This is a genomic window from Syntrophales bacterium (genome assembly GCA_030655775.1).
Taxonomy (GTDB): Bacteria; Desulfobacterota; Syntrophia; order Syntrophales; family JADFWA01; genus JAUSPI01.
In genome coordinates, this window is record JAUSPI010000112.1 from 1 (window position 1) to 4,124 (window position 4,124).

Sequence of the window (4,124 nt, forward strand, 5' to 3'; positions counted from 1 at the left end):
CTCAGATTGGACGATATATAATCTCTTGACAAAAGTCCACAATTTTTTGCCGTGTCTGAACTCAACAGCGAGTACATTCCCCGCGACTTATTGCGGGGAGGTTCAATTGTTGTTTTTGATTTAAAGTAGTGGTAGAATAAAAAGAAATTTTAATCCGGATTTCTCCGGGTTGTGTTAGGGGAAAAAGTCCAGTGATAATTTATGACCTTAAGTGTAAAAAAAACCACAAGTTCGAGGGGTGGTTTAATGACAGGACGGCTTTTGAAGATCAGAAGACTCAGAAATTGATCACCTGTCCTATATGTGGAAGTTCTGAAGTGGAAATGCTTCTCTCGTCTGTGACTGTAATGGGGAAGGGCCTTGAGGAATCTAAAGAAAAAAGTTTAAAAGACATCTCTCCGATAAAAGCACTTCAGCTATTTCATGAATATCTCGACAAAAACTTTGATGATGTTGGGGACAAGTTTGCCAAGGTAGCCCTGAAAATACATAGCGGCGAAGAGGATACAAGAAACATAAAAGGGACTACGACTAAAACTGAAGAAGAAACTCTGAAAGAAGAGGGAGTTAAGTTTATAAAGATTCCCATACCTAAATTCGACAGTTGAGAAAGGGGGCAGATCTTGATATTTGACATTTTACATGAAAGTAGATTTGCTTATAAGTTGAAGAAATGGCAATTTTCAAAATCTGACCCTCATTTCAAGAACCCGTTACAGTAGAAAGTTAAGAGTTTTTAGATTCAGGGGTCGAAAGATTGCCCCTTTTTTTGTAGGTGAAACTTCATGCGAAACAACTATAGAAATATCCTGGATATGATAGGGGATACTCCTCTTGTGGAAATTCGCAAATTGAATCCCAACAAAAATGTAAAAATTTTTGCAAAAATGGAAAGCTTTAATCCTGGGGGATCCATAAAGGACAGAAGTGCCCTATACATGATTGAGAAGGCTGAAGAGAGAGGAGAACTTACCGGAAACAAAGTGATTTTGGAGGCTACCAGTGGAAATACAGGTATCGGCCTTGCCCTTGTAGCTGCAACCAAGGGATATAGACTATTTCTGACGATGCCGGAATCTGCCAGCGAGGAGAGAAAAAAGATATTAAAGGCCATGGGTGCAGAATTGTATCTCACTCCAGCGAATCTTGGTACAGACGGCGCTATAGAGGAGTCCTATAAACTGATGCGCGAGAATCCGGAAAAATATTTTTGCACGGATCAGTTTAATAACGAAGATAATGTGCTGGCTCATTATTTCGGCACTGCAGAAGAAATCTGGAGGCAGACGGAAGGGCAAGTAACCATGGTGGTTGCCACTCTTGGAACCTCCGGTACCGCCATGGGGATTTCAAGACGGCTCAAGGAATATAACAAGGATATAGAAATAATAGGGGTGGAGCCTTATTTGCGTCATAAAATACAAGGGCTTAAGAACATGAAAGAGTCCTACCAGCCGGGAATTTTTGATAAAAAACACCTGCATGAAAAAATAAACATTCTCGACGAAGATGCCTTTGAAATGGCCAGAAGACTTGCCCGGGAAGAGGGAATTCTGGCCGGAATGAGTTCGGGAGCTGCCATGCATGTGGCTCTGGAAAAGGCAAAGGAAATGAAGGATGGAATTATCGTGGTGATTTTTCCCGATAGTGGAGAGAGGTACCTCTCTACGGAACTCTTTGCAGACAAAGAAAAAACGACACTCCGTCTGTACAATACCCTAACCAGGCAAAAGGAATTCTTCGAACCGATAAATCCCGGAGAAATTCTTATTTACTCTTGCGGTCCGACTGTTCATGAAGTGCCGCATATCGGAAGTTACCGTCGCTTTGTTGTTTCAGATGTCATCAGAAGATACATGGAGTTCAGAGGATATAAGGTCAAACATGTCATGAACATAATTGATTTAGCCGACAGATCCATAAAGGGGGCTGACCAACTCGATATGGATCTGGGGGAATTTACAGAATCATATGTCGAGACATTTCTCAAGGATGTAGCCCTGCTTAATATCAAAAGTAAGGATAATTATCCGAGGGCAAGTAAAAATGTCAATATCATGCTTGATCTTGCTGAGAAACTGGTAGAAAGGGGCTACGCCTACGAAAAGCTGAAATCCGTTTATTTCGACATATCCAAACTTGACGATTACGGCACCCTTTCCAACATTGACCTGGAAAAGGTTAGACATGGAAAAACTGTAGATATTGACTACTACGAGAAGGATAGTCCAATAGATTTTGCCCTCCTCAAGAGATCAACACTTGCCGAGTTAAAAAGGGGAGTATATTTCAAGACCAGGTGGGGAAATGTCAGGCCGAGCTGGCATCTTATGTGTGCGGCAATTTCGTTGAAGCATATGGCGGAAACTTTTGATATTCATGCGGGTGGTTCCGATATTGTTTTTCCACACTGTGAAAATGTCATGGCTATAGGGAAAGCGGCCACAGGAAAGCGTCTGGCCAATTATTGGATCAACACCGATCTTGTCATGATGGAAGGGAAAAAGATGTCTCGCTCTCTGGACAATTTCTTTTCCATGGAAGATATAGAGAAAAAAGGGTATAAGGGCAAGGATATCAGATATTTTCTGCTCAGTTCCCATTACAGAAAACCACTCAATTTCTCCTTTGGAGCACTTGATACGGCAAGAAATACTGTCCATAATTTAAATAACTTTATTCAGAGGCTCATCCGCTTTACACCTGGAAAAGGCTATCCTGATGTTGACCAGTTCATCTATGACGTGAAGCAGGGATTTGCCGAGGCGATGGATGATGATTTTAATATTTCCGGTGCTCTTGCCTCTATTTTTGAATTCGTCAAGAAGGTCAATCCTCCACTGGCCAAAGGTCAACTAAACAAAAAAGAGCGGGATAAAATACTTGAGGTAATGCAAGGAATAGATTCCGCATTAGGAATCATGGACTTTGAGGAAGAAACAATAAGCGACGATATCAAAAAGCTTTTGAAAGAAAGGGAAGAATTTAGGAGGGCCGGGAACTGGAAAGAATCCGACCGGATAAGAAAAGAGCTGGAAGAATTGGGTGTCGTTGTTATGGACACTCCCTTAAAAGAACTATGACCTACCTTATAGCCAGCAAAAATAAGTATAATATATACATGCCCAGAAGCAAACCACCTTTCCACCTTTCCAATCTGTAATTAATTCTCATCAATCCGAGCATAACAAACACCATAATCAGCATGGCCGGAAACATGAAGTGAATCAGTTTTGTTCCCACTGTAAGTGGATTAACAATTGCCGAGACACCCGCAACCCAGCAAACGTTCAATATGTCCGCTCCAAGAATATTACCTACCGCAATCCCTCCCTCACCCTTGCGAGCTGCGGTAATGCATGTTGCTACTTCCGGAATCGAGGTGCCAAATGCAACCATTCCAAGAGCTATAATCGCCTCTGGAACATTAAAGTAATCAGCAATAAAAACTGCCGAGGAAACAATAAAGCGACTCGCCACAAAGATGCCTATCAAGCCAAAGCAAAACATGAGAAATATTTTTGAGTTTGCCACTTCTTTCTCGTATGAGACAACTTCTTCATCTTTATGTTTTTTGATGAAAATCATGACAATGGCATAGACGGCAAACAGTCCCACTAATAACATTCCTTCCCCGCGATCGAGTGTTCCATCCCAGCACAGGGCGTAGGCAACAAGATCGACAACAATGAGAAAGACCGCAGTAATTTTGAAAATATTTCTTGTCACCAATATCGGACTCAGGGAAATGAGTACAGCCAGCGATAATGCAAGGCCATCATCACAAATAACCGATCCTATGGCATTCCCCAGTGCGATTTCCGGTTTTCCAAGAAATGCAGAGGTTGCCGATACCATCAATTCAGGTGCGGTCGTGGCGACTCCGACAACGATTATCCCGATAAGGATTTTAGGCAAACGCAGTATACAGGACAGGCCGACGGCCCCTTCCACAAGCCAGTCCGCTGCCCTGGCCAGAACAGTGAAAGAAATTATCAAGACAAGAAAGGCTATATATATATTAGCTATCTGCATTCATTCATCTCTATCGGCTTTTGACTACGCCCACCCTGTCACATTGCATTGAAACAGGACACTTGCTGCAGAATGGAGATACGGGGCGA

3 protein-coding genes are annotated in these 4,124 nt (G+C 42.2%); 2 read left to right on the top strand and 1 reads right to left on the bottom strand.

The window, feature by feature from the left end; translation table 11 throughout:
- Positions 1-191: 191 nt before the first annotated feature.
- Positions 192-608, top strand: coding sequence for a DUF1178 family protein (locus tag Q7J27_05840; protein MDO9528664.1), 417 nt, complete (start codon positions 192-194; stop codon positions 606-608).
- 177 nt (positions 609-785) lie between these two features.
- Positions 786-3,083, top strand: coding sequence for a cysteine--tRNA ligase (gene cysS, locus Q7J27_05845; GenBank protein ID MDO9528665.1), 2,298 nt, complete (start codon positions 786-788; stop codon positions 3,081-3,083).
- A gap of 1 nt (position 3,084) precedes the next feature.
- Here cysS and Q7J27_05850 read toward each other — a convergent pair whose 3' ends face one another.
- A complete protein-coding gene (locus Q7J27_05850) occupies positions 3,085-4,035 on the bottom strand; it encodes a calcium/sodium antiporter (GenBank protein MDO9528666.1) in 951 nt (316 codons plus the stop codon).
- Between the last annotated feature and the right edge of the window lie 89 nt (positions 4,036-4,124).